At 37.1% G+C, this 21427-nt stretch carries 13 protein-coding genes; 8 read left to right on the top strand and 5 right to left on the bottom strand.

Going from position 1 to position 21427, the window contains the following annotated elements:
• Window positions 1-5 precede the first annotated feature (5 nt).
• From ccmE to ACFIJQ_RS01410, 8 genes are all read left to right on the top strand, one after another.
• The gene (gene ccmE, locus ACFIJQ_RS01445; protein WP_273788396.1) at window positions 6-485 is read left to right on the top strand and encodes a cytochrome c maturation protein CcmE; all 480 of its coding nucleotides are present in this window, start codon (window positions 6-8) and stop codon (window positions 483-485) included.
• Between the two features lie 7 nt (window positions 486-492).
• The gene (locus ACFIJQ_RS01440; protein ID WP_375628175.1) at window positions 493-2472 is read left to right on the top strand and encodes a heme lyase CcmF/NrfE family subunit; all 1980 of its coding nucleotides are present in this window, start codon (window positions 493-495) and stop codon (window positions 2470-2472) included.
• 1 nt (window position 2473) lies between these two features.
• On the top strand, window positions 2474-2926 hold the full coding sequence (locus tag ACFIJQ_RS01435) for a cytochrome c-type biogenesis protein (protein ID WP_273788394.1): 453 nt from the start codon (window positions 2474-2476) through the stop codon (window positions 2924-2926).
• 186 nt (window positions 2927-3112) lie between these two features.
• Window positions 3113-4624: a Do family serine endopeptidase gene (locus ACFIJQ_RS01430; protein WP_273788393.1), complete on the top strand. Its 1512-nt coding sequence runs from the start codon at window positions 3113-3115 to the stop codon at window positions 4622-4624.
• 72 nt (window positions 4625-4696) lie between these two features.
• Entirely contained in the window at window positions 4697-5383 is a 687-nt protein-coding gene (locus tag ACFIJQ_RS01425; RefSeq protein WP_012754868.1) for a response regulator transcription factor, read from the top strand.
• A complete protein-coding gene (locus ACFIJQ_RS01420; protein ID WP_375628172.1) occupies window positions 5380-6762 on the top strand; it encodes an ATP-binding protein in 1383 nt (460 codons plus the stop codon). The genes ACFIJQ_RS01425 and ACFIJQ_RS01420 overlap by 4 nt, the downstream gene beginning before the upstream one ends.
• 77 nt (window positions 6763-6839) lie before the next feature.
• Window positions 6840-9785 carry a bifunctional [glutamine synthetase] adenylyltransferase/[glutamine synthetase]-adenylyl-L-tyrosine phosphorylase gene (locus ACFIJQ_RS01415; protein ID WP_375628170.1) on the top strand — a complete coding sequence of 982 codons (2946 nt, stop codon included), beginning with the start codon at window positions 6840-6842 and terminating at the stop codon, window positions 9783-9785.
• Window positions 9786-10472: 687 nt separating this feature from the next.
• Complete coding sequence (locus ACFIJQ_RS01410; protein WP_273788391.1) at window positions 10473-11291, top strand: outer membrane protein; 819 nt, start codon at window positions 10473-10475, stop codon at window positions 11289-11291.
• A 1403-nt stretch (window positions 11292-12694) separates the two neighbouring features.
• Here ACFIJQ_RS01410 and ACFIJQ_RS01405 read toward each other — a convergent pair.
• The 5 genes from ACFIJQ_RS01405 to ACFIJQ_RS01385 form a co-directional block, all read right to left on the bottom strand.
• Window positions 12695-13585: a metallophosphoesterase gene (locus tag ACFIJQ_RS01405; RefSeq protein WP_012754872.1), complete on the bottom strand. Its 891-nt coding sequence runs from the start codon at window positions 13583-13585 to the stop codon at window positions 12695-12697.
• A gap of 895 nt (window positions 13586-14480) precedes the next feature.
• Window positions 14481-16577, bottom strand: coding sequence for a glutamine amidotransferase (locus ACFIJQ_RS01400; RefSeq protein ID WP_375628168.1), 2097 nt, complete (start codon window positions 16575-16577; stop codon window positions 14481-14483).
• Window positions 16574-19372 carry a DUF4159 domain-containing protein gene (locus tag ACFIJQ_RS01395; protein WP_375628166.1) on the bottom strand — a complete coding sequence of 933 codons (2799 nt, stop codon included), beginning with the start codon at window positions 19370-19372 and terminating at the stop codon, window positions 16574-16576. The genes ACFIJQ_RS01400 and ACFIJQ_RS01395 overlap by 4 nt, the downstream gene beginning before the upstream one ends.
• Complete coding sequence (locus tag ACFIJQ_RS01390) at window positions 19369-20280, bottom strand: DUF58 domain-containing protein (protein WP_375628164.1); 912 nt, start codon at window positions 20278-20280, stop codon at window positions 19369-19371. Before ACFIJQ_RS01390 ends, ACFIJQ_RS01395 begins: the two co-directional genes overlap by 4 nt.
• Window positions 20281-21312 carry a MoxR family ATPase gene (locus ACFIJQ_RS01385; RefSeq protein WP_273788386.1) on the bottom strand — a complete coding sequence of 344 codons (1032 nt, stop codon included), beginning with the start codon at window positions 21310-21312 and terminating at the stop codon, window positions 20281-20283. It lies immediately after the preceding gene.
• Window positions 21313-21427 lie beyond the last annotated feature (115 nt).

The raw sequence follows: 21427 nt of genomic DNA, 5'->3' as shown, positions 1-21427 counted from the left end.
TGTCTATGAAAAGTCAATCTTTAAAGAATTCTTCTTCGTTGAAGGTTATTTTAGAGCAGCGAAAAAAAAGGCGCTTGCTGATCATATTATTATGTTGTTTGGTTATGACAATTGCAGCAAGTCTTATAGTATATGCAATGCGTCATGCGGTCAGTTTTTTTAGAATGCCCTCTGAAATTACAAGAGAAGATATTTTAACAGGGCGCCCTTTGCGTTTGGGTGGCTTTGTTGAAAAGGAAACTGTTCAATATGTTGGAGAGAGAGGCGTTATTTTTTTTGTAACGGATAATAAAAAACATGAAAAAGTGGTTTTCAACGGTGCCTTACCGGATCTTTTTCGGGAAGGTCAGGGGGTGATTGTAGAAGGGCATTTCGATAAACAGGGTTTTTTTATAGGGACACGTATTTTAGCAAAACATGATGAAACTTATATGCCTAAAGAAACAGCTGATCGTTTGAAAAAACATTACGGTATGGAGAAATAATTCGATTGTGCTTGTCGAACTGGGTCATATTTTTTTAGCTGCAGCATTTTCAGTAAGCTTATTAGGGGCGTTCTTACCTGCTTTAGGTGTTTGGTGGAGAGAGCGTTTGTTAATGCAAACAGCTGTTCCTCTAACATATATCACTTTTACATTACTGCTTTTATCTTTTTTAGTGATAATTTATGCTTATGTTGTATCTGATTTTTCTGTTTTGAACGTTGTTGAAAATTCTCATTCAGAAAAACCGATGCTCTATAAAATTACAGGTGTTTGGAGCAACCACGAAGGCTCTATGTTGTTATGGGTTTTAAGTCTTGCTTTTTTTAGTGCATTGATGGCCTTTTTTAGCCAACATTTTCCAGAAGATTTTAAGACGCTTGTTTTAATTTGCCAAAGTTGGATTACAAGTGCTTTTCTTTTATTTATTCTTTTTGTATCCAACCCATTTTTACGTGTGAATCCACCAGCATTACAGGGAAATGGTCTCAATCCTCTTTTACAAGATATCGCATTAGCAATTCATCCACCGCTACTTTATTTAGGTTATGTCGGTTTTTCACTTTGTTTTTCTTTTGCCGTTGCGGCATTGATTATGGGACATGTTGATAGAATTTGGGCGCGTGGGATTCGTCCATGGCTTTTACTTTCTTGGTGTTTTTTGACATTGGGTATTATGGTTGGCTCCTATTGGGCTTATTATGAGCTAGGATGGGGGGGCTATTGGTTTTGGGATCCTGTTGAAAATGTTTCGTTTATGCCTTGGCTTTCAGGAACGGCTCTTTTACATTCTGCTCTTGTTCTCGAAAAACGAGAAATATTGAAAAGTTGGACTTTGTTTTTAGCGCTGCTTACTTTTTCCCTTTCTCTGATGGGAACTTTTCTTGTGCGTTCGGGGCTTTTAGTTTCTGTTCATAGTTTTGCTGTTGATCCAGCACGGGGGCAAGCAATTCTTGCGCTTTTATTTTTTTTTACGGGAGCGGCTTTTCTTCTTTTTGCTTTGCGCACTCCTATTTTAAAAACAGGAATTTTTTTTCAACCAATTTCACGTGAAGGGTTTATTGTTTTAAATAACTTGTTACTTACAACAATAACAGCAACAGTATTGATTGGTACGCTTTATCCTTATTTTATTGAGATATTAACAGGACAAAAAATTTCTGTAGGGGCTGCTTTTTTTAACCTTACCTGTGGACCGCTAATGGTTTTGTTGTTGTTGTTTGTTCCGTTTGGGACAATGATGGCATGGAAACGCGGTGATTTTCTTGCAGTTTTTGAACGGTTATGGTTTGTTTTTGTATTGGTTGGTATCGTCTGTTTTATAATATTTTATGCGACATCTTTGCGTGATATTTTTGCAGTTTTAGGGATTGGGCTTTCAGCATTTGTTTTTTTAGGCAGTTTAGCGGATCTATGGGGAAAGAGTGGATATGGCAAGAGAGCTTTTTCAGTACGCGTTAAGAGATTTCTTGGATTGCCATGGTCTACTTTTGGTGCAGCAATAGCACATATGGGGTTAGGTGTTACATTATTTGGTATTGTTTGTGTGGCAAGTTTTGGGCAAGAACGTATTTTAATCATGAACGTAGGGGATAGGGTGACGATAGCGGATAAAACGCTTCATTTTGATGCAGTGTATGATGGTGTTGGTTCGAATTATTCGGCAATGGAGTTTTATTTTAAAATATATGAAAATAAAAACATTGTGGGTCATGTAACAGCCTCAAAGCGATTTTATTCAAGCCAAAATACATCAACAACAGAAGTTGGTCTTCAAAATTATGGCTTATCGCAGCTATATATTGTACCAGGACATACCGATAATCGGGGTCTTGTTGTACACATATGGTGGAAGCCTTATGTAATATGTATTTGGTTAGGGGCATTCATGATGGCTATAGGCGGATGTCTTTCTCTTCTGGGATATTGGTTTCGCATTGGCATGTACAATAGGGTACTGCTTGCTTTAAATTTTTGGAAAAAACATTGAGATGAAAAAAAATCTTTGGATTTTATTTTTTTTAATTGCAACATTTCCTTTTCGATTAGCAATAGCAGTAGAGCCGGATGAGATTTTAAAGGATAAGGTTCTTGAAGCGAGAGCACGCCATATTTCATCACATTTACGTTGTCCGGTTTGTCAAAATCAATCAATTGATGATTCAGATGCTGCTCTAGCACGTGATTTACGGCTTTTAATTCGGGAAAGGCTAAAAATGGGCTATAGTAATCAGCAAGTCACTGACTTTCTTGTTGAACGATATGGTGAATTTATTCTCTTGAAACCACCATTGAATAAAATAACTTGGTTTTTATGGTTTTCGCCTTTGATTATTATCATCATTGGCGCAAATATCATATTTTTTCACTTAAAACGGAATAATCATGAGAAAATAATGAGTTATCTGAATGAAAAAGAACAGTCAAAAATGCCATTGCATTAAAAAAGATATTACATAAAAGAAAAAATCGGCTCATCTGCAATGAGCATACAATCTTATTATAATTATATTAGGGTATACTGAAACCTTACAAAACTTTAATAATTTAGACAGAAAACGGTAAGGTCTAGTATTTTATAAGTGATCGCAATTGGAATAAAGGTATGATTGAATAGGAGCATAGAGTAAATGGTTAAAAAGGCTTTCTTTAAAACGTTTGTCGCAGTGAGTTTTTCTGCGATATTGGAAAGTGCACTGTTTTTTAGTGGATGTACATCAAGCTTGTTGATGACAAAGGCTCATGCAAGTTCTGTATTTACTTCGTTAATGCAACAACAGGGATTTGCCGATATTGTTGCTCAAGTGAAACCAGCAGTTGTAGCAGTACAAGTAAAGAGCAATAAAAAGAAAGAAGATAGGTTCTTTAGCAACTTTTTTAGTGGTCCAGGGTTTGATCAATTACCAGACCAGCATCCTTTGAAAAGATTTTTTAAAGAGTTTTATGATTTTGATAAACCTAAAAATAAATTTCCCCACCAATCACGGAGACTCCGTCCTATTGCTTTTGGATCGGGTTTTTTTATTTCGTCTGATGGTTACATTGTAACCAATGATCATGTGATTTCTGACGGAACAAGTTATACTGTTGTTCTTGATGATGGTACAGAATTGAACGCAAAGCTTATTGGGAAAGATCCCAAAACCGACCTTGCCGTGTTAAAAGTAAGTGATAAAAGAAAATTTTCCTATGTTGATTTTGGTGATGATTCAAAGCTTCGTGTTGGGGATTGGGTTGTTGCCATTGGGAATCCATTTGGCCTTGGTGGAACTGTGACAGCAGGTATTGTTTCTGCACGTGGACGTGATATTGGCACTGGTGTGTATGATGATTTTATTCAGATTGATGCTGCTGTTAATAGAGGAAACTCTGGTGGTCCAACGTTTGATCTTAATGGAAAGGTTGTTGGGGTTAATACAGCAATTTTTACTCCTTCTGGAGGAAATGTTGGGATTGCTTTTGCTATTCCGGCAGCTACTGTAAAACAGGTTGTACAACAACTTATTGAAAAAGGTTCAGTTCAACGTGGTTGGTTAGGTGTTCAGATTCAGCCGGTAACAAAGGAGATTTCCGATTCAATAGGTTTGAAAGAAGCCAAAGGTGCTTTGGTCACTGATCCGTTAAAAGGACCGGCAGAAAAGGCTGGTATTAAAGCGGGAGATGTAATTATTTCAGTGAATAATGAAAAGGTTGCTGATGCACGTGATCTGGCGAAACGTATTGCAAATATTAAACCAGGAGAAACGGTAACCATAGGGATTTGGAGATCAGGTAAGGAGGAAAGTATCAAGGTTAAACTCGCTTCAATGTCTGAAGATGAAAGTAAGAAGGAGGCTTCAAAACATTCAAATGAACGGGGTGATTTAGATGAAACATTGGAAGATTATGGTCTGATTGTTATACCTTCTGATGATGGTATAGGGGTTGTCGTAACGGATGTCGATACCGATTCAGATGCTGCAGATAAAGGGATACGCCCTGGTGATACCATTGTGACAGTAAATAATAAACCGGTTAAAAAAGTCTCTGATATTGTTAGCACAATCAAAAATGCTCAGCAGTTAGGACGAAAGGCTATACTCTTACAAGTGCGAACAAATGATCAAAATCGTTTTGTTGCTCTTCCAATTTTGAAAAAATAAGGCTTTAGTTGTAGGACAAATGTTTATTAAATGTTTGTCCTACAACATAATAAAATAATGGAGATACGTTTTATGAAGATACTCGTTATTGAAGATGATCATGAGACGGGGCATTATCTCGAAAAGGCTTTTTTAGAAGTAGGGCATTCTGTTGATGTTGCTTATGATGGGGATACGGGGTACGCTTTAGCGACCACGGAAAATTATGACGTTATGGTTGTTGACCGAATGCTTTTGCATCGTGATGGTCTTTCTATTATTGCTGAATTGCGCGCTAAAGGCAATGAAACACCGGTTCTTATCCTGTCGGCTTTAGGGCAAGTTAATGATCGTGTAACGGGGTTGCGTGCAGGGGGAGATGATTATTTGACAAAGCCTTATGCTTTTTCTGAACTTCTTGCGCGTGTTGAAGTTTTACAACGGCGGAAAAATCCTAAAGAAGCAGAAACTGTGTATTGTGTAGGTAATCTTGAACTTGATCGGTTAGCACATACGGTAAAGCGGGGTGATCGAAACATCCTATTGCAACCACGAGAGTTTCGTTTACTCGAATATTTGATGCGCTATGCGGGGCAGGTTGTTACACGCACTATGCTTTTGGAAAATGTTTGGGATTACCACTTTGATCCACAAACGAATGTCATTGATGTCCATATCTCCCGTTTGAGAGCCAAAATTGAAAAAGATTTTGATGTTCCCCTTCTCCATACTGTGCGTGGAGCTGGATATATGCTGAAAGCACCAGATAACAAAGCATGAATCGTTTGATTAATATAATGCGCACGACGGCGCTAAGGCTTTCAGCACTTTATATTTTATTGTTTGGATTGGTGGCAACAGGGCTTTCTATTTATATGACGGCATTTTCTGCTTCATTGTTAACAGAGCAAACTGAACAGGCTTTACATGAAGAATTAAAGTATATTGAAAATGCTTATAATTATGGGGGATTATCCTTATTAATGCGCACTATTGATTATCGTTCAAGACAACCAGGAGCATTTCTTTATCTTGTCACGGATTCTATGGGGCGTATTTTAGCAGGAAATGTAGCACGTATTGAATTAGGTCTTTTGAATCAGAGTGGTTTTATTTCTACCTCTTTTTTGTATTCCCGTTTTGGAGAACATGGCAAAACAAGTGAACATCGCGCTTTGGCGGTTATTGTTGATTTACCTAATGCTATGAAGATTCTTATAGGACGCGATTTGGATGAGCCAGAACGTTTTGCAGTGGTTATTCGTAAAGCTGTGATCATTGCACTTGCTGCAATGGTTGGAGGCGCTTTACTTATATGGTTTTTTGTTGGAAGGAGAGCTTTACAAAGGATTGATCATGTAACGGCTGCATCACAGCGCCTGATGGATGGTGATTTTAGTGGGCGTTTACCTGTTTCTGGAGTAGGGGATGAGTTTGATCGATTGTCAACTAATCTTAATGTTATGTTAGACCGCATTGAAGAGTTAAATATTGGTTTACGTCAAGTATCAGATAATATTGCTCATGATCTGAAAACGCCGTTAACGCGTCTTAGAAATCGCGCTGAAGAGGCGCTTTCAGGAAATAAGACAAAGCTTGAATATCGTCAGGTCCTTGATAGGGTTATTACAGAATCAGATCAACTTATTTGTACGTTCAATGCGATTTTAATGATTTCACGTATTGAGGCCAGCAGTGCAATTGAGCATCTTGAAATGATGAACATGAAACTGATCCTTGAAGATGCTGTTGAGATTTACGAACCGTTTGCTGAAGAGTCAGGTGTTTTACTTCGGTTGGGGAATATATTTGATAAAGAGCTTAAGTTGAATCGTGAGCTTGTTGCACAATCAATTTTTAACCTTATAGATAATGCTATTAAATATGCGTCTAAAGGTGAAAGGAAAGCGGAGGTTTGCTTATCAATGGAATATCGTGATGAACATTTATTAGTTGTTGTGAGCGATAATGGACCAGGAATAGCAGAGGATAAACTTGAAAAAGTGACAGAACGATTTGTTCGTCTTGAAGAAAGCCGCACACAACCTGGGTTTGGGATTGGTTTAAGCATAGCAAAAGCAGTTATGAAGCTTCACGGGGGTGAATTGTTACTTGAAAATGCAAATCCAGGGCTTAGGGCTGTTTTGTTATTTCCTTAAAAATATTTTTCTTCACTTTTCTCTTTTCATACGTAACAACTATTTTAAAAGTATAAAGCAATAGAAAGGAAGGCAAAATGCTTTTCAAGGGAGCGCAGACGAAACAAGCTTTTTTAAAAACACAGCTTCTCCCTTTACGCCCTCTCGATAAAAGTGGTTCCCAATGGTTAAAAGACATGGAAGAACAAGCAAGGAAAGAAGGTTTAGAATCGCTTGTTTCCCTTATTTCAGAGAGTGGAACGCAGATTGATTTTATCAGTTCAGTTATGACCTTATCTCCTTTTTTGCGTGAGGTTTTAATTGCCAATCCATCATATCTTAGTGCTTTATTGAATGTTGATATAGAAACAAGGCTGAGCGAAATTATAGATGATATTACGGCTATTGATAAGGATGAAACTATAAATGAAACTTCATTGATGGCTGCTTTAAGGCGCAAAAAACGAGAAGCGCATGTTCTCATTGCTTTAGCTGATTTGAGTGGTGTTTTTACTTACGAAGTTTCATGTGCTTGGTTGACACGTTTGGGTGAAGCAGCATTAAGTGTAGCGCTGCGTTTTCTATTAAGAGAAGCGCATGATCATGGTAAGATCAATTTATTAAGCCGTGAGAATCCAGAAAAAGACTGTGGTTTAATTATTTTAGGGATGGGAAAATTAGGAGCAGGGGAACTTAATTATTCTTCTGATATTGATCTTATTGTTTTCATTGATGAAACATCACCTCATATTGGTAATCTTTCTGAAAGTGTTGACGTATTTTCTAAAATGGTACGCCGATTAATCCGTATCATTCAAGAACGCACTGCGGAAGGATATGTTTTTCGTCTTGATTTTCGGCTTCGTCCAGATCCAGGATCAACTCCTTTGGCCTTACCAGTAAGGACTGCCTTGCGGTATTACGAAGGGCGTGGGCAAAATTGGGAACGAGCAGCCATGATTAAAGCACGTCCAGTTGCTGGCGATAAGAGGGCAGGTTTTAACTTTCTTAAAGAGCTTTTTCCCTATGTGTGGCGGAAATATTTAGATTACGCTGCTATTGCTGATATTCATTCGATCAAACGTCAAATTCATGCGCATAAAAATTACGGTCAAATTGCAGCTTATGGGCATAATATAAAGTTAGGTCGTGGCGGTATTCGTGAGATTGAGTTTTTTGTTCAGACACAACAGCTCATTGCCGGTGGGCGTTTTCCTCAATTACGTGGACGTCAGACAGTGGCAATGTTAGCAGAACTTCACACGCTTGGTTGGATCAGTGAGAAAACAAGAAATAGCCTTATAAAAAGTTATGCTTTTCTTCGAAATGTGGAACATCGTATTCAGATGCTTTGCGATGAACAAACACACCTTCTTCCAAATGATATTGCTCAATTCACGAGTGTTGCCTATTTAATGGGTTATCAGGACAGTAGCAGTTTTATCCGTGATTTATTAAAAACACTGCAGGTTATTGAAAAACATTATGCAGCACTGTTTGAGAATGAGCAAGAACTTGGTTTAGAAATTGGTAATTTAGTTTTTACAGGTGAAGAAGATGATCCGGAGACATTAATAACGTTAAGCCGTTTAGGCTTTGAAAGAGCAAGTGATATTTGTCGTATTATGCGTACTCTCCATTGTGGTCGTTATAAAGCAACGCAATCAGCCGAAGCACGCGAGAGATTAACGGAATTAACACCAGCTCTTTTGAAAGCTTTTGGTGGGACAAAACGAGCTGATGAGGCGATGTTGCGTTTTGATAGTTTTTTACAGGGCTTACCTTCAGGAATTCAGCTTTTTAGTCTTTTACAGTCTAATCCCTCTCTTTTGGATATGCTTGTCCTTATTATGGGTGCTGCTCCACGTCTTGCAGAAATTATTACACGCAGATCCCATGTTTTTGATGGAATGTTAGATCCGAATATTCTTTCAGAATTACCAACAAAAACGTATTTAGAAAAACGGCTTGAATATTTTCTTGAAAATATTCTTTCTTATGAGGAAATTCTCGACCATTTAAGAATTTTTGCAGATGAACAACGTTTTTTAATTGGTATTCGAATTTTGAATGGTGCAATTACAGGAGAAAGAGCGGGTTTTGCTTTTACTGCGCTTGCTGATCTTATGATTACAAAAACATTTGCTGCCGTTCAAGAGGAATTTTCTCGTCTTCATGGTAGTATTAAAGGGGGGCGTGTTGGCATATTGGGTATGGGGAAGCTTGGAAGTCGCGAATTAACAGCAGATTCCGATGTTGACCTCGTTTTGCTTTATGAACACGATGATGATGCAGAAATATCTGATGGAGAAAAGCCTCTTTATATCTCTCAATATTATACGCGTTTAGCACAGCGCCTCATTTCTGCTTTATCCACTCTTACAAGCCAAGGTGTTCTTTATGTCGTTGATTTAAGGTTACGGCCGTTAGGCAATAAAGGACCTGTTGCTGTTTCTTTTCCATTTTTTAAAAAGTATTATCGCCAAGAAGCATGGATATGGGAATATCTTGCTTTAACAAGGGCTCGAGGCATTGCAGGAGATCCTGATTTTTTACAAAAGCTAGAAAATGAAGTGTGTGCAATTATTGCTATTTCTCGTGATAAGAAGGAAGTTGCAAAAGAAGTATGTGAAATGCGTTCCTTGATTGCAAAAGAAAAGCCGCCAAAAAATCAATGGGATTTAAAAACGATGTCTGGTGGTATTATGGATTTGGAGTTTATTGCTCAATTTTCTCTTATTACGCATGTCATTGAGTTTCAAATTGGAGCAACAACAGCTGATATTTTAGATCACTTACCAAACAGTTTTCTTAATCAGTCATGTATTGCTGATTTACATTATGCCTATCATCTTTATACAAATTTGAGTCAAATTATACGGCTTTGCTTAAATGATTCTCTTGATCCCAATGATATGCCACCTGGATTAAGTGACCTTTTGTTAAATAGTGTTGGGGAACCTGATTTGCTTCGTGTTGAAAAATTAATTGCAGAAACTGGGCAATTAGTCTGTTCAGTTTTTACAAAAATTCTGAAACATTAAAATAATTCTATAAGAATAATAAAAATTATTAATTCGATTTTTATATATTAATTTTTGTCTTTTATTTCATTAAACGCTTGAGAGGGTTAGAGTGAAGTTCTCTACTGGTTTCTCAAGTGTGATGAAAAAATTTCTCTGTTAAATGTGCTATTCTAGGTGTCATTCTTTATACAAAAAGCGATGAGTGACGAGTTTAGTGAATGATATTCTTTATGAATCTTATCTCCTGTATATGATAAAAGCATATGGGTCATTTATTAAGCAGCGGTATATCAGATACATTTATGAATTAAGGGATATTCAACATAAGAATATATGCAAGAGTGTTTTTATCGTACATATTTATATAAAAACTTATAGAGATTATGTCTCATTACACTAATAATACCAAAATATTAAAATCAATATGATAAAAATCTTTATTGATTACATATCTCATTTTTTCAAAAAATTTACATTATAATTATTTGTATAATTGTGGATAATCATGATTAATATGAAGATATAAAAGCTAATATTTAATAATTAATGGAAATATAAAGCATATTTAATTTTTTTTATAATATTATTTATTAAAACTACTTTTATTTTTTTATAACTGTGTCATTTTTGCTATAGATTTTAAAAAAAAACTGTGAAACTATTTACTATTATTTATGTATCACATTAGCTTTTAAAGGAGCAATTATGATTACTAAGTATTTAGTCTCAACATCTATCTTTTCTTTAATTTCAATTTCTGTAGTACAGGCGGCGGATATCGTTACTCCTGAACAGCCTGTTCCTGTTATTGCAGCTCCTGCTTTTTCTTGGACAGGATTTTATCTTGGAGGACAGATTGGTAGCTTTTCAGGTAAAACAACTGCAAGTTATTTAAAAGATGAGACGGGGATATGGAATCCAATTGGAAAGGAGGATTTACCTAAACTTTCTGGTTTTATAGGGGGAGTTTATGCAGGTTCCAATATTGATATCGATAATGGTTTTATTATAGGTATTGATACGGATATTATGTGGTCTGATAAAAAGAGTACAAAAGATATTAATCGACCAAAAAAAAGTCAAACTGAAGAAGATTCTTCAGAAGAAACAAATCTAACAAGAGATTCTCATGAGGAGGATTCGACAATACCTATTGAAGCTGTACGCCATACTTTAAAACAAAAATGGGCTGGTGCTACGCGGGTGAAAGTTGGTTTTGCGATTGAGCGTGTGATGCCTTATGTTTCTGGAGGGATTGCTTATACGCAGCTTCAGAATATTTTTGGGTTAGTTGCTGACAGCAACAACAGAGCAGTTAATTTTTCTGATTGGTTGCATGATGAAAAAAAGACCATGATTGGTTATACCCTCGGAGGTGGTGTTGATTTTGCAATGACTGATAATGTTATTGTGCGTGCAGAATACCGTTATTCAGATTTTGGTAAAAAGAAGTTCGTGCATGATAAATTTGAAATGGGCTACAAAACAAACGATTTCCGCGTGGGTGTAGCTTATAAATTTTAATTTTTTGCAGAATTAAAAATTCAAAAGTCTCATTTTCGAATGAGGCTTTTATTGTTTAGATATGTTCTGGAAAAAATCCTTCACTCAAAAGAGCCACTATTTTATTCGAACAATACTTTGATTTGTAAATATAATTTACTTTTTTCATGTTAAGTGAGAGCCCCAAGTATCATAAGATTTTCTCATTTTAAACCTATACCATGTTGAACCAATCAAAAGCATGTTTTTTGTACGTCAAAGAAGGGAGAGCTGTGAGATAAAAAACATTAAAGAAAGAATAAAAATGCCTCTTATGAACCATCTCAAGTGCCAAAGGCTGTCGCTAGATTGGGGGGGGGAAGTGTGAGATTTGATACTAGTTTGTTTTTTCATAAATGTAAAGATGGTGCTACTAAATGGACTTATCATTACATCATTTATAGGTGCCGTGGGGAAATGGATTTGGGTGCTTTAAAAGATGCTTTTTTAACAAACCATGAATTGGCAACTTAATGGCGTTTTGTTTTATTTGAAATACCTTTCATACAATCGACTTTTCTGTTTTTCGTTATCGTAAAATATTTTATTTAATAACAAAAAAATCGCAAAAAAATTTCTAAAGTACGTAAAATTACATCATCAACATAACTCAATAATAATGAAAATTCATATTATAATTTTTATTATTACTAGATATTTTATGTGATGTTATAAAGTAATTTATAGGAAAAATAGATAGCAAATTAGAAATTTATCGAGGCATAAAAAACATTCTTACCTATGCCTGTTATCGAAATAGAATCTATTATTTTTTATAAATCTTGTAAATGTACAATAATAAATGTCGAGTGAAATAGGAGGGAATAATTTCAAATCTATTTACGATAAATCAATCAGCATCGTTTGTTTGTGAATTACAAGTAGGTTGGGTTATTGAAATTATATATTTTAGTTACTATTGTGATTTTTTAGTCATTGATTTTCAGGTATAGAAGCTGAATGAACTTCTCTATTATTCTATAAAATACCATCACTGTAGTGATATAAGGATTTTACGCATTAGATGCTTTTGGAGGAGTGTATGATAAAATTCAAGGCATGATTTGTGTGTAGAGCTTTGTGAAGTAAATTACATGCACAATTAGCAGGTGGAATCCGTGCGACAAGAATCTGGATTATTTATAGATCAGGTGTGGTAGAAATTTTCGTCCTTTAGGACGGGAAGGAAGTAGACCAATGAGTTTGTAAAGCCAGTTATATAAGAGGGGTAGCAGATGGAATTCTCTGAGAGAAATTGATTTATCGACAGAGAAAGTGAAACTTTGTCTTTTAAGGAGAAAAAGGGAAATAAAAATTATGATTTCCAAAGGGATATGAAATAAAAATATTTTCGTTTTTGGTTGTTTTGGCAACTATGAAGGTGTTTAAAGATTAATTGTTTCAGTACATGCAATCTCGTTTTGGGGGTTGATAATGCTATAACGTTGCAATTGGCAGTGCCATTGATTTTGTAAGCGTTCAATGGAAAATAAATTAAAGCCTGCGGGTGGTTTTTTATCACCAAAAGCTTGTGATGCGGAAGGAACACCAACAATAGGAATTTTTTTAATTGGTCCTTCAATGTAATTCAATGTGGGTAAATGAGTATGTCCGTGAAGAATAAGTTCGCAACCGTGATATTTGATAACGTCTAGAAAACGTTTTATATCTCGTAGTTTTTTATGCCAAGATGTTGCCTTGGGAAAGGGGGGATGGTGAATCATGACGACACGAAAAAGGTTACGCTGTGCTGCTTCCTTTAAAAAGAGCGGTAAAGTTTGCGCTTGCATTTTACCAAAATAACCAGAAGCTTGAAAAGGTGGTGTCGCGATGGCTGAAGAAGTTGCTATGATGGCGACATTTTTGCGAATGCGCATATAAGGAAAAAGAAAGGCGCTTTTTTGAGGGACATCACCTGTGATCCAAGGTTTAAAAAGAGTACATGCTTTTTGGAAAGCACCGCGGACATAGGCGTCATGATTTCCAAATGTCAAGGAAATATCTTGAGGTTGTCCTAAGTTAAGTAGCCAACGATGTGCTTGTTCAAATTCCTTATCTAGAGCAAGATTAACAAGATCACCAGAGATCACAAGATGATCAGGTTTTTTTTTGTTTAAGGCATCTATTAAAGTTTCTAGGACATTTGTTACCATTTGACTCTTACGTTTTCTTTGCCAATTCAGATAACCGGTAAGACGCTTCCCAGAAAGTTCAAAAAGGGAAGGTTGCGGGAGAGGGGAAAGATGTACATCCGATATATGGGCAAGATAAAACATAAAAGCTCGTAGAGTATTAAAAATGATTTAGAGAATAAGCATAAGATAAGTTGATACTTAAAGGCAAGAAGGATTGTAAAATGAAAAATAGCTTGTTGAAAATATGAGAAAATTCTTTGAAGAATTAACGCTGTATTGTATTTTTTATGAAAAGAACAACATAATACAACATATCATTCTTGGCAGCCGATATGTTTTTTCTATGATGGGATAGACTTTAAAATGATGGTCATAAAGTTTTAAGACTTTTAAACAGCTTTCATACGACCACACATTATCATAAAAAATCTAATTATTCAGTATAAAATGCAAAAGAATGTATTGTATTTATCAGGAATTTTTACGGTTTTTGGCTGCCATGTATTGCTTTTAATGGGAGATTTTTTCACGCAAAACAGAACGATTCAAGAGGAATATCCCAAATAAAGTATCATTGTGTTGTACATTCATATATTTGTTTTGAAGAAATATTTTCCAGTGCGCTTGATCGCATTTCACGAAAGTTCTCAATGCTATGAAAAGCCTCGTTTATAAGGCTTATTATGCGCCACCATTTTACATTTATACAAGGTGCAAAGTAAAACCATCATACTATTCCCTCCAAATTTTGTGAAAATCCTTGCTTTAAGAGGATTCATAAGAGGTACTTTACTCTTTTCTTCAAAGGTGTTTATTCATACAGATCTCTTTTAATGATGTGCAAGCGAGTGATTTTAATTAATTTAATATAGAAAGTATTACAAAAAAGAAAAATCTTACAGGGAATAATAACTCAATATGACAATAATGATAAATTATCATTATAGATCAATGTTTTTATCTAATTGTAAAAGACAAGAAAATACACAAAAAAATAAGCTGAATTTTAAGACTATTATATGAAATTTCAGATTTTTCAACGGCTTTCACGATACCACATGCTGCTCAACAGTAAAAGGCAAGCAAGCAGCGCCAAGAAACCAGAAAATATCGAAAAATAAAAGGTATTAATTAAACGGGTTTCTGTCGCTTCTTTCAGAACAATTGAATGTGCTGGAGAAGAAGACGGGTTTATTTTTGATTGAATCAGCTTGAATGGAGGAAGATGAATGTTTTCTTTTCCCTCAGGATGTAACCGTCCGATATAACCACCGGTGTGTTTAATAATGGGGGCTAGTTTTTCTTGTGTTGAAATTAAGTCAAACAATTCAAGATTATCGAGCATCCCTACAGAAGAAAGTATTGTTAAATCGCCATTTTTAATGGTAAAAATTCCTGTTTCATCAGTGGTCCCAGTTGCGCTGAAGAGACCTTCTTGCTCTTTGGTGAGAGTGATATGTTCTTTTTTTCCAGAGGGAAAGGTTATTTCAGCGGGTTCTGGATGGTCTTTTAGAGTTTGGCGGCGAATTGTTAAATGATGATGGCTGCTGGTTGCACTTAATTTTTCTTCCTCAAGCTCTGGTTCTTTCATGAGCCAATGGGCAATACGACGATAAAGAGCTGCATAAGGACCGCCGCCTTCGAAACCTCGTGCCCAAAGCCAACTTTCATCGGAGAGCAACATGCCTACACGTCCTTTACCAACATGCGCGAGAAGTAAAAGTGGTTGTTCATCGGCTCCTTTCATGAGGGCGATTCCGTTATTTATGTTTTGAATAGCAATTTGTCGCAACCATTGCCCCCATTGAGAAGCTGGAAGGTTAAGTGTTGCAAGGCCCCTTGTGACAGGATGGCGCTCACCTTCTTTGGTTAATGTGGGGCGAAAAGGCTTTTCAATAATAGTTCCATTGGGCAATGCCGGTAGAATGCTGATTAAAGGTGTTTTCGCAAGTGAGTTGTTTTTTGTAAATTCAGGTCCTGTTACCATCAGCAATGCCCCCCCCTTTTGTACATATTGGGCGATATAATCATAATAGATTAAGGGTAGAGCAGCAGAGTGCTGGTAGCCATCAAGGATGATGAGATCAAAGTTATTAATCTCTTCAACAAAGAGTTTTCTTGTCGGAAAGACCACCAAGGATAATTGGCTTAAGGGCGTATTATCTGCTTTGGTGGGAGGACGTAAAATAGTAAAGTGAACAAGATCAATATTGGAGTCACCTTTCAAAAGGTCTCGCCATGTCCGTTCTCCATTATAAGGAGCACCTGAAATAAGAAGAACGCGTAAATTTTCTCTGATTCCTTCAATGATTGTTATGGCGCGGTTGTTTTCAAAGCTTAGTTCACCTTTGTGTGGATCGGTTATCACTTGGATAATATTTTTTTCAGCATGAGGAAGGGTAATTTCAGTTTGAAAAATCACGCCAGGAGTTACAGAATAATGGCCAATGTCTTGTCCATTGACGCTTAGTGTAATATTTGCTTTCTGTGGTATTGTTTTTTTGGCGGGGCCTTTATCTTCTACCAAAATGGAGAGCGTTTGTGGTTTGTTGACAAGGGCAAAGCGTGGAGGAGAAATAAACTTGATTTGGCGATCAAATTCATCTGAGTGTCCTGTAATCAGAGCATTGAGAGGTGCTTTATGATGAAGGTCTGATAGGTCAGGGATGTCATGTACTTGTCCATCGGTGATAAAAATGGTTCCTGCATAACGAGAGGGCGGCACATCAGATACTGCTTGTGTTAAAGCATCAAACAAATTCGTTGAGGGCGCATACTGATTATCAGAAAGTTTTCCAGCTTCAATAAAGCGTGGTTCAAATTGTGGATAATGCGCCAATGCTTGCGTTAATTGCGCGCGCGCTTCATCACTGTCGTTTGTACGTGTTCCAAATGTTTGGCTTTTGCTGCGGTCAATGACAATACCTACTGTGCTTTTCAGTGGTTCGCGCTGTTCTTTTATGATCATTGGATTGAGCAAAGCAAGGATGAGGGCGCTTAATGCCATCAGACGAAATAAAGAACCTTGACGTTGCGTAACAAGACCAACAACGACAAAAAGCATCGATATTCCACTTAAGAACAGAATCCAAATGAGTGGTAAAAAAGGCTGAAAAGTGAAAAATGATATCATTGCCTTCTTTCTCTTTTAAAGCGTTCCAAGAGTGCTGGAACATGAACTTGGTCCGCTTTATAGTTTCCTGTAAGAACATAAAGGACAATATTTAAACCTGCACGAAATGCCCATAGACGTTGCATTGGATCATTGGGAACAAGGGGATATTTCCATGTCCCTTTTTCATCGAGTGCCCAAGCACCGGCAAAGTTATTGGCGGTGATGAGAAGAGAACTTACATTATCACCGCTAGCAAGAGAATTTTTATTTTTTTTGTTTGTTGATGAGGATTCAATCCATAAAGGTGAACCACGGTAGAGACCAGGAAAATCTGGCATAATATAAAAAGAACGTGCAACAACATGATCCGTTGATGCTGGCTCAATGGATGGAATATTTAACTCTTTTAAGATATCTCGTAATCGTTGCGTTTCTGGAGTGGCATCTCCTTCAAGATTAAGATTACTTTTTATCTGATCGCGTGTATCAAATAAAATCGTTCCCCCATGTTTCATAAAGTTATTTATTTTTTCAAGACTTTTGGGGGTAGGTATAGGACTCTTAACATCAATTGGCCAGTAAATAAGAGGATAAAAAGAGAGTTCATCTTTATCGAGATCAAGTGCTGTAACAGAGCCTGGGGTAAGCATTGTGCGCTCTGCGATAAATTGACTTAACGCTTCTAGACCACGTTTACTCGTTGTATCAATTTCATGATTATTGGTTATAACATAGGCAAGATGTGTTGCACCAGCAGCTTGTACACTATCATGATGATTTTCTTTCGTTTGTGCATGAAGAGTTGGATCATATGAAAACAAGACAATAAGACTTATAAAAGGGAGGAGAAACATATTACGCCGTTTCATGAAAGAAAAAATATCTCCCATCCATAAAATGAGAAAATTGTCAAAGGCGAATAATAAGATGGCTAATCCTAAAAGTGGACCGATAAGATTTTTTTCTTTTGTATCGTAAGATAAAGGGCTTTTATTAAGAGAAGTTGGCAATGATGATTGTTTCATCAAGTGCGACGAATGAGTTAAGAGATTGAGTGCATAAAAATCGCTTTTAACACCATAAAGTCCTGGGGGAGTATTATAGGAAGGATGGGGTGGATTTTGAGAGTCAAAGACCAGTGGAACAACATGAGAGGGCGGTACTTGTAATTGTCCGTCAGCGGTTATGGTTCGCCACGGGTTTTGTACCATTGTTCTTTTTTCTCTGTGTGTTAGGTTTGTGTTTTCGTTAGACCCTAATGTGATTAGTTTTTGCAACATTTGTGCAAAAAAGCCAGAAAGAGGAAGATTAGACCATGTGGGGTCAGGAGCAACATGAATGAGAATGAGGGTTCCTTTACCACGTTTTGCTGCGGTAATAAGAGGGGTTCCATCCGAAAGGCTAAGCCACGTTTTTTCAAAAAGATCTGGGGTTGGTTCTGCGAGGATTTGGCGCGAGACAGTGACATCTTCTGGGAAAGGAAGATCAAAGAAAAAGCTATTTTTTGCAAAAGGGGCAAGCTTTTGTGGTTTCGTCCAAGACATAATACTTCCAAGGAAACGTTGCCCCTGACGTAGCGGTATCGGAAGGAGACTATCATAATGTTCTGCACTACTGAGTTTTTCTCCTGCAAAGCGGATGAGTGTTCCCCCTTTATTCACAAAATCAGAAAGTTTTTTTTCTGCCTTTTCAGGTATGTTAACCATGTCGCTCATAATGAAAACAGATGGATTTTGTTTAAGCAAATAATCAATATCCGTTGAAAGCTCTCTTCCACCGGCGGTTATAAGCTGTGTATATTCCTGTAATGCTTTGATAATGTAATAAAATGGAGAAAGTAAAGGCTGTGCCATTTCATTGGTATCGGGTGATAGAAGAGCAACACGGCTTATCTTGTTATGGCTGTCTACCAAGAAGGTTGCAGCAGCATGGTTTTGATTATTCATTTTTATCCAAGCGATATCATTGCGTAGTTCAAGTGGTACATCAAAAGGAACAAGAGCTGTTGTTTCTCCTTCAGAGAAATTTTTCGTAAATTGACCGAGAAGTTGATTGTTTGAATCGTAGAGGTTGAGTGTAGCGGAAGTTTTGCCGTGTGTTGTTGAGCGGATAATACGCGCGACCATGCTTCCATCGTTATTTTCTACGGATGTTATGCCGATTAAATCGGAAATATCAGCCAAATACCATAAGAGTTTTTCAGGTTTTAATTCTTCAAGCAAAGCAAAAGCTTGCTCATCTTCATTTGTTTGTAATCCATCACTTAAATAAGCAACATCAAGAGGTTTTCCTTTGGTTATTTTTCTGAGTTTTTTCAGTGCGTGCACACGGTTGACAGGCCAAGGACGCGGTTGCAAATGCATTAAATGCTGTTTTATAATCTTGGCGGGTTGCGGCTCTATATTGGAGATATCATTTTCAGCCGTTGCAATAAGATAAATATTTTTTTGCTGTTTTTCTGCCTGAGCAAGGAGCATTTCAGCGATAGAGATGCGTTTTTTCCATTCTTTTACAGAAGCCCAACCATTATCAATAATGAGTGCAAGGGGTTGAGATCCGGAAAAGCTGATTGGTTTTTGATCCCACGTGGGGCGTGCTAACGCTATGATAACAAGTGCCGCTATGGTTAAACGCAACAAGAGCAACCACCAAGGTGTATGTTTTGCTGTTTCCTGATGATGAGTTGGTTTGGGTAAGAAGCGTAACGGAGGAAAAAGCTCTTTACGCGGAGATGGAGGAGTTACCCGCAACAGCCACCAAATAACCGGTAGGAACAAAAGCCCTAGTAACAGAAAGGGAGCAGCAAAACTCAAAGGGCCCTCCTTTTTTGCAATGGAGAGTCGCCCATTGTATTTGCAAGATGAAAAATGGTCTCTGTTAAAGGTTGATCCGTTGTACTAACGTGATAAGACCATCCTTGACGTGCGCAAAAATTTGCCAACTCTTGTCGCCTTGCGTGATATAGTTTACAATAGCTCTTACGAAGATCTTCTGCTTTTGTGGAAACATGTTTCTCTTTCGTTTCAGGATCAAAAAATTCTGTGTGACCTGCGTAGGGAAAGCTTTCTTCTGCGGGATCAGAAATTTCAATTAAATGAGCTGTCACCTGTTTTGTAGTTAAAACGGTTAAATGTTGGATGATTTTTTCAGGATAGTCGAGAAAATCACTCATTATAACGACATGTGAAAAGCGTGTAATCGTTGAAAAATCCGGAAATGAATTTTCATCTGAATGATTTTCTAAAGCAAAGGCTATTCGCTCTACGACATTGGATGTCATTGTGGGGGACATTAAGTTTGGAATAGCAATATGTTCGCCACTGCGAGCAAGAAGTGATGCTAGGGTAAGGGTAAGAATAATGGCATGATTACCTTTAGAGATTTTAGAAAAGCGCGAACAGTAATGCATTGATGCGCTTTGATCAGGACAGAGCCAAACGGTTTGTGTCATTTGCCATTCGTGTTCGCGGAGATATGTATTTTCATCACGCGCTGAGCGACGCCAATCAATGCGGGTAATGGATTCTCCTTCAACATAGGGACGAAATTGCCAAAAGTTTTCCCCATTACCGCGTTTGCGTTGTCCATGCCATCCGGTTATCAGTGTATTAGCGATATGACGTGCTTGTAAAAGGAAATATGGCATTTTGCCAGTATCCTTATGCAGTTCATTTGCCAGTGACAATGGAGGCTTTTGTAAAACTTTTTTGCCAATAGCCATTCAAAGAACATCTTTCACAAGGTTATTGATAATATCTTTTACAGTTACATCTTCAGCACGGGCAGAAAAATTAAGAGCCATGCGGTGTTGTAATACGGGATAGGCCAATGCTTCAACATCATCAAGTGATGGGGCTAAGCGTCCATAATAAAGAGCACGGGCGCGAACACAAAGTGAAAGGGCTTGTGATGCCCGTGGACCAGGTCCCCAAGAAACATAAGTATTAGCAAGGCTATTGTCTTTATGAGGGCGAGTTGAGCGGACAATTTTTAAAATAGCTTCGATCACATTTTCTGAAAGAGGCATTTTGCGAACGATATTTTGAATTTTTTGCAATTTTTTGGCGGACAAAATTGGTTTTGCATTTGATTTCTTTTCTTTTGTTGTTTCTAAAATGATCCGTCGCTCTGTTGTGAGGTCAGGATAGTCAATATCGATTTGCATCAAAAAGCGATCCAGTTGTGCTTCAGGAAGTGGATAGGTCCCTTCTTGTTCGAGAGGATTTTGCGTTGCAAGAACATGAAAAGGTTTTGGCAAATCATAACGGTTACCTGCAACAGTAACATGATATTCTTGCATAGCTTGTAAAAGGGCTGACTGTGTCCGTGGAGAAGCACGATTGATTTCATCGGCCATGAGAAGTTGCGTGAAAATAGGACCTTGAATGTATCGAAAAGAACGTTTACCGTCTTTATCGGAATCCATAATTTCAGAACCAATAATATCCGATGGCATTAAGTCAGGAGTAAATTGGATGCGTTTTTCATCAAGTCCTAAGACTGTTCCCAATGTTTCAACAAGACGTGTTTTTGCAAGTCCTGGAGCACCGACAAGAAGGGCGTGACCACCAGCAAAAATAGCGATTAAAGCATATTCGATTACCTGACTTTGCCCAAAAATAACTTTGTCAATTTCTTGTTGTAAAATATCCAATTCTTTGTGTGCCGTATCAATATCATCAATAATGACTTGAGCCTCATGATTGATATTGACCTTTTTTACAGAATTGGATGATGGATCATGTTGACTCATATTTCTTCCTTAAGGCGTTTGTCGCAAAAATGGTAATTTTCTCTGCATGATAATGGATATCTTATTGTTTGTAACAGAAAATGAGAAGAAATGAAGTATCATATGCCATTTTTTT

The sequence above is a fragment of the Bartonella sp. TT67HLJMS genome (assembly GCF_042193375.1).
In the GTDB taxonomy this organism is placed as follows: domain Bacteria; phylum Pseudomonadota; class Alphaproteobacteria; order Rhizobiales; family Rhizobiaceae; genus Bartonella; species Bartonella grahamii.
This window is presented reverse-complemented; position numbering and strand designations above follow the sequence as displayed.

What these genes read in the sequence shown, in the direction of transcription:
- ACFIJQ_RS01430 (WP_273788393.1), top strand. Translation starts at nt 3,113, where the DNA reads ATGGTTAAAAAGGCTTTCTTTAAAACGTTTGTCGCAGTGAGTTTTTCT.
- ACFIJQ_RS01415 (WP_375628170.1), top strand. Translation starts at nt 6,840, where the DNA reads ATGCTTTTCAAGGGAGCGCAGACGAAACAAGCTTTTTTAAAAACACAG.
- ACFIJQ_RS01420 (WP_375628172.1), top strand. Translation starts at nt 5,380, where the DNA reads ATGAATCGTTTGATTAATATAATGCGCACGACGGCGCTAAGGCTTTCA.
- ACFIJQ_RS01385 (WP_273788386.1), bottom strand. Translation starts at nt 21,312, where the DNA reads ATGAGTCAACATGATCCATCATCCAATTCTGTAAAAAAGGTCAATATC.
- ACFIJQ_RS01425 (WP_012754868.1), top strand. Translation starts at nt 4,697, where the DNA reads ATGAAGATACTCGTTATTGAAGATGATCATGAGACGGGGCATTATCTC.
- ACFIJQ_RS01405 (WP_012754872.1), bottom strand. Translation starts at nt 13,585, where the DNA reads ATGTTTTATCTTGCCCATATATCGGATGTACATCTTTCCCCTCTCCCG.
- ACFIJQ_RS01390 (WP_375628164.1), bottom strand. Translation starts at nt 20,280, where the DNA reads ATGGCTATTGGCAAAAAAGTTTTACAAAAGCCTCCATTGTCACTGGCA.
- ACFIJQ_RS01410 (WP_273788391.1), top strand. Translation starts at nt 10,473, where the DNA reads ATGATTACTAAGTATTTAGTCTCAACATCTATCTTTTCTTTAATTTCA.
- ccmE (WP_273788396.1), top strand. Translation starts at nt 6, where the DNA reads ATGAAAAGTCAATCTTTAAAGAATTCTTCTTCGTTGAAGGTTATTTTA.
- ACFIJQ_RS01435 (WP_273788394.1), top strand. Translation starts at nt 2,474, where the DNA reads ATGAAAAAAAATCTTTGGATTTTATTTTTTTTAATTGCAACATTTCCT.
- ACFIJQ_RS01400 (WP_375628168.1), bottom strand. Translation starts at nt 16,577, where the DNA reads ATGATATCATTTTTCACTTTTCAGCCTTTTTTACCACTCATTTGGATT.